This window comes from Rhodococcus sp. 05-2255-1e (genome assembly GCF_002259025.1).
GTDB classification, from domain to species: domain Bacteria; phylum Actinomycetota; class Actinomycetes; order Mycobacteriales; family Mycobacteriaceae; genus Rhodococcoides; species Rhodococcoides fascians.
On record NZ_NOZE01000001.1, the window covers coordinates 1 to 5,248 of the forward strand.

The 5,248-nt window shown below is 65.6% G+C and carries 5 protein-coding genes; 1 reads left to right on the forward strand and 4 read right to left on the reverse strand.

Annotated features, from left to right (window positions below):
• The coding region (gene pstB, locus CH262_RS00005) for a phosphate ABC transporter ATP-binding protein PstB (RefSeq protein ID WP_143547036.1) at positions 1–776 on the forward strand (776 nt) is incomplete at its 5' end.
• Between the two features lie 127 nt (positions 777–903).
• Here the strand turns inward: pstB and phoU are convergent.
• From phoU to CH262_RS00025, 4 genes are all read right to left on the reverse strand, one after another.
• Positions 904–1,578 carry a phosphate signaling complex protein PhoU gene (gene phoU / locus CH262_RS00010; RefSeq protein WP_027495872.1) on the reverse strand — a complete coding sequence of 225 codons (675 nt, stop codon included), beginning with the start codon at positions 1,576–1,578 and terminating at the stop codon, positions 904–906.
• A gap of 66 nt (positions 1,579–1,644) precedes the next feature.
• Complete coding sequence (locus CH262_RS00015; protein ID WP_094716621.1) at positions 1,645–3,621, reverse strand: LCP family protein; 1,977 nt, start codon at positions 3,619–3,621, stop codon at positions 1,645–1,647.
• A gap of 119 nt (positions 3,622–3,740) precedes the next feature.
• A complete protein-coding gene (gene dusB / locus CH262_RS00020; protein WP_027495874.1) occupies positions 3,741–4,880 on the reverse strand; it encodes a tRNA dihydrouridine synthase DusB in 1,140 nt (379 codons plus the stop codon).
• Between the two features lie 94 nt (positions 4,881–4,974).
• Positions 4,975–5,248, reverse strand: a 274-nt coding sequence (locus CH262_RS00025; RefSeq protein ID WP_179274874.1) for an acyl-ACP desaturase, incomplete at its 5' end; no start/stop codon positions are given.

The window sequence follows — 5,248 nt, forward strand, 5'->3', positions numbered from 1 at the left end:
TGGCAAAGCGTCTCGATCTCAAGGACGTCAACATCTACTACGGCAAGTTCCATGCCGTCTCCGACGTCACTCTGGCAGTCCCGCCGCGCAGCGTCACCGCGTTCATCGGACCGTCCGGCTGCGGTAAGTCGACCGTCCTGCGTTCGCTCAACCGTATGCACGAGGTCACGCCCGGCGCTCGCGTCGAAGGTTCGGTGCTGCTCGACGGCGAGGACATCTACGGCAGTGGCGTCGACCCCGTCGGTGTGCGACGCACCATCGGCATGGTCTTCCAGCGACCCAACCCGTTCCCGACCATGTCCATCAAGGACAACGTCGTCGCCGGTTTGAAGCTGCAGGGTGGCCGGGGCAAGAAGGAACTCGACGAGATCGCCGAGCGCTCCCTCAAGGGTGCCAACCTGTGGACCGAGGTCAAGGATCGCCTCGACAAGCCCGGCGGCGGACTCTCCGGTGGTCAGCAGCAGCGTCTGTGCATCGCCCGCGCCATTGCCGTCTCTCCCGACGTGCTGCTGATGGACGAGCCCTGTTCGGCCCTGGACCCCATCTCGACACTGGCGATCGAGGACCTGATTCAGGAACTCAAGCAGGACTTCACGATCGTGATCGTCACGCACAACATGCAGCAGGCCGCGCGCGTGAGCGATCAGACCGGCTTCTTCAACCTCGAGGCAACGGGCAAGCCCGGCAAGCTGATCGAGATCGACGACACCGAGAAGATCTTCTCCAATCCGACGCAGAAGGCCACCGAGGACTACATCTCCGGCCGCTTCGGATAACCGCACACCGCACAGAGAACCCCCGCCGAGCGAAAGCTCGACGGGGGTTCTCTTTGTGCGCCTGCCCTGGGGTCGAGATCGAGTAGCGTTGTCGCGCAGCGCTACTCGACCTCGAACAAAGTGGGTGCTACGAGCTGGGAATGTTCTGCTGGTGGAGGTCGGCGGGAAGCTGGCCGGTGACGAGGAAGATGACTCGGCGGCCGACCTCGACGGCGTGATCGGCGAAGCGTTCGTAGAAGCGGCCCAGCAGGGTCACGTCCACTGCGGCGGCGACGCCGTGGCTCCACTCACGGTCCATCAGCACCGTGAAGAGGTGACGGTGCAGATCGTCCATCGCCTCGTCCTCCTCCTGCAGCTTCGCAGCGCGCTCGGGATCGCGGGTCTCGAGCACCTCGCGGGCCGAGGCACCGATCTGCACGGCGAGGCGTCCCATCTCGGCGAAGTAGCCGTTGACGACCTCGGGGAGGGCGTGGTTCGGGTGCCGGCGACGGGTGATCTTGGCGACGTGGAGTGCGAGTGCGCCCATCCGGTCGATATCGGCGACGATCTGGATGCCGGCCACCACCGAACGGAGATCGCCCGCGACCGGAGCCTGCAGCGCAAGAAGCGTGAATGCCTTCTCCTCGCAGATCGCGCTGAGCTCGGTGATCTTGTCGTGCTCGGAAATGACCTGCTCGGCGAGAACCAGGTCTGCTTGGAGGAGAGACTGCGTGGCCTTTTCCATGGCCGCACCAGCCAGGCTCGCCATTTCTCCGAGGAGATCGGCGAGCTCGTTCATCTGTTCGTTGTAGGCGACGCGCATGAGCGCAGTTTAGTAGGTCACACCGACCAGTTCTCTGTCCCGAGGGTTAACGGGGAATGAATGGGGTCAGGCGCACGTGTCGTCGGCCGCGTTGGTGAACGACAGATCCTCGGGCAACTGTGCACTTTCGGTCGTTCCCTCCACCTGGGTGGGGTCGATCTGCGCACCGACGTCGGCCGGGTACTGGGTGTAGCCCGGGTAGTTGGAACCGAGGACCACCTCCACGACGTTGTTCAGGCTCGGAGCCAGTTCGATCGCAGCGCCGGGTATCGCCGACGCCACCGTCGCCGCAGCGGCTTCCTGATCCTGGGAGTACCGAACGACCGTCTGAGCGGCGGAGCCGGAGAAGTTACCGACCGTGAGGATCTGGAATCCGTACGTCGCCAGCTGATCGGATGCGGTTTGCGCCATTCCCGCGATGTCCGATGCGTTGGACACCTGCAGCGACACGGTGCCAGGATCGACGGCCAGCAGCGGGGCGTCGGGAGCCGCGGGCGGCGGGGTCGGCTCCGGTGTCACCGGTTCCGCCCGTTCTTCGCCGGGCAGGGGCAGGTCGTCGATGATCGCCTGGAAGATGGCACCGATCGCGTCCTCGTTGGGGATCTCGTTGCCGTAGTCGTTCGTCCCGGTGGTGGGAATGGTCAGGAAGGTCACCGCGCCGGCGTCGACGTTCTGCAACGAACGGCCGAGCGTCACCAGGTCCTGGGTCTTGACGTTCTCGACGAAGGTGTCGGAGGTGAACGCGTTGACGAATCCGTTCAGCTTGCCCGGGTCGAGAAGAACCTTGTTCGACAACGCCGATCGCAACAGTGACGACAGGAAGCGCTGCTGGCGCTTGATGCGGCCGTAGTCGCCGTTGCCCTCCGATTCGATGTTGCGTGCCCGGACGTAGTTCAGTGCGGTGCGGCCGTCGATGCGTTGGGTACCGGCGTTGGGGAGTACGTCTCCGAGTTCGTAGTCGACGAGAGGCTGCGCGGTACACACCTCGACACCGCCGACCTCGTCGACCATGGACTCGAACCCGGCGAAGTCCATGCCGACGAAGTGTCCGATCCGCAGTCCTGAGATCTTCTGAATGGTCTTGACCAGGCATTTCGGGCCGCCGAGGGCGTAGGTGGCGTTCAGCTTGTCGCCGTACGCCTCCGGGAACATCTCACCGGTGTAGGTATTGGTGACGTTGTCGAACTGCTCGCACTCGGGTCGGGTCACGTCCAGGTCGCGTGGGAACGACACGGCGACGACGCGGCTGCGGTCGGCCGGAATGTTGACGAGCATGACGGTGTCCGAGCGCGACCCCTCGGCATCGGCGACGGTTCCTGCGCCCACCTGCCCGCTGGCACCGGCGCGCGTATCGGTGCCGACGATCAGATAGGTCTCGTCTCCGTACTGGCCTGCGGCGTCGACGACGTCGGTCGAATCGGGGTCGAGCGCGGCGACTTGGAGGAATCCCTGATCGGTGTTGCGAAGGTAGCCCCACACCACTCCCGTGAGAGCCACGGCGAGGATGGCGACGATCGAGACCAGGCTTCGGCCGATCATGCGTACTCGTCGTCGTCGTCGTACCCGGCTCATCGCCAGACGCGTCAGTGCCGGCCGGTCGGCGGCGGGTGCTCCGACGGGTTCGGGGGCAGCGTGCGGCGGCGGGGTGGGCATCGGACGGTTCGCCCGAGCCGGCGGGGGAGTGGAGTCGGTGATCGGTGAGATGACCTCGGTGGGCTCTTCGACGTCCGGCCGTTCGGGGGGATCACGTCGGGTCGCTCCCGAACGAGACATCTTGTCGACCAGCTCGGCGACCGACACCGTGTCCGCATTGCGGGGGGAGCGTTTACCGAGTCGGCCGCTGTCACCCGGCTTCGGCGGAGAATCGGAGTCGGGTGCGTCGGGTTCCGAACCAGCGGGGTCGGGTGCGGCGGGGTCGTCGGACCGAGGGGGACGTTGTCCGGAACGTCCGCCTGCGCCGGTTCGTCCGATTGAGGACAGCGGGCGCTCCCATGGGGCGCGACCCTCGGGCACAGACGGGCCCGACTCTCGATCGTCTCCCACGAATTCGAACCTGGCCTTCCATCACACGCATGTGCCGTCTACTCGGCAATCCAAGCCATAGTACTGACTCGAGCGGCGCGGTCCACTTCGTGCGAGACGGGCCCTGGTGAGCGGGTCGATCAGCCGCCGGAATGCATCAGATCTGCACCGGCGGGGACACACAGGTCCTCCGGATCGTCGAGCCATCCGTCGGGCAGCGACACTGCACCGGGCGAGCCCTGCCGGCCGCGGGGACCCTCGGCGTCCTTGGGAAACGGAACGGTCGGATCCAGTTGCGCCAGAAGGTCGTCCAGTTCGGCGAGGGTCGACACCAATGCCATCGACACCCGAAGATCCGAGCCGGCGGGAAAGCCGCGCAGGTACCAGGACACGTGCTTACGCAACTCGCGCAGGCCTTTGCCCTCACCGTGGTGCTGCGCGAGCAACTCGGCATGGCGCGCGATGATCGTGGCCACCTCACCCAGGGTCGGCGGCGTCGGCTCCGGCCGCCCGTTCAGGCGGGCACTGAGCTCGGCGAACAACCACGGACGACCGAGACAGCCACGCCCGACGACGACGCCGTCGCATCCGGTTTCCGCCATCATGCGGACGGCGTCGGACGCCGAGAAGATATCGCCGTTGCCCAGGACGGGAATCCCGGTGACGTGCTCCTTGAGTCGAGCGATCTCGTTCCAGTCGGCGGTGCCGGAGTAACGCTGGGAGGCGGTGCGGGCGTGCAACGCCACGGCCGCTGCACCCTCGTCGGCGGCGATCCGGCCGGCATCGAGATGGGTGTGATGGTTCTCGTCGATTCCGACACGGAACTTGACCGTGACTGGGATGTCGGTGCCCTCGGTGGCCTTGACCGCGGCAGCGACGATGCGGCCGAACAGGTTTCGCTTGTACGGCAATGCGGCTCCGCCGCCCTTGCGGGTGACTTTCGGGACCGGGCAGCCGAAGTTCATGTCGATGTGATCGGCCAGGTTGTCGTCGACGATCATTTTCGCCGCGGCGTACGTGGTGTCGGGATCGACCGTGTAGAGCTGCAAGGACCGGGGAGTTTCGGTGGGCCCGAACGTCGTCATGTGCATCGTGGCGGGTTGCCGTTCGACGAGAGCACGTGCGGTGACCATCTCGCAGACGTACAGACCGGACGTGCTGCCCGCGCGCTCGAGTTCCTGCTCGCGGCACAACGTGCGGAACGCCACATTGGTGACGCCTGCCATCGGTGCGAGGACGACGGGGCTGCGCAACTCCAGGGAGCCGATCTGCAATGTCATGGAAAACAAGCCTTTGGAACGAAGGGAGAACTTTCAGGAGAAAAGGCGGTGCCCGGCACCGAAGTCGGTACCGGGCACACCAGTCGATCGAAACTCAGGACGCGCGTGCTTCGGCCTTGGCGCGTTCGCGGGCCAGCGAGCGATCTCGCATCTCCTCGAACTTGGTGGCCTGACGTTCGAGGTCTTCGAGGAACGCGGCGAGTTCCTCGCGCTTGTTCTCACCGCGTGCGGTGAAGTCGTTGCGCTCGAAGACGCTCCACTTGCGCAGGACGGGCCAGACGACGTCTTCGAGGTGCTGACGCAGGTCGTAGATGCCGTGCTTGGCCATCAACACACCGTTGCGGCGGAAGTTCGGCATGCCGGCACCG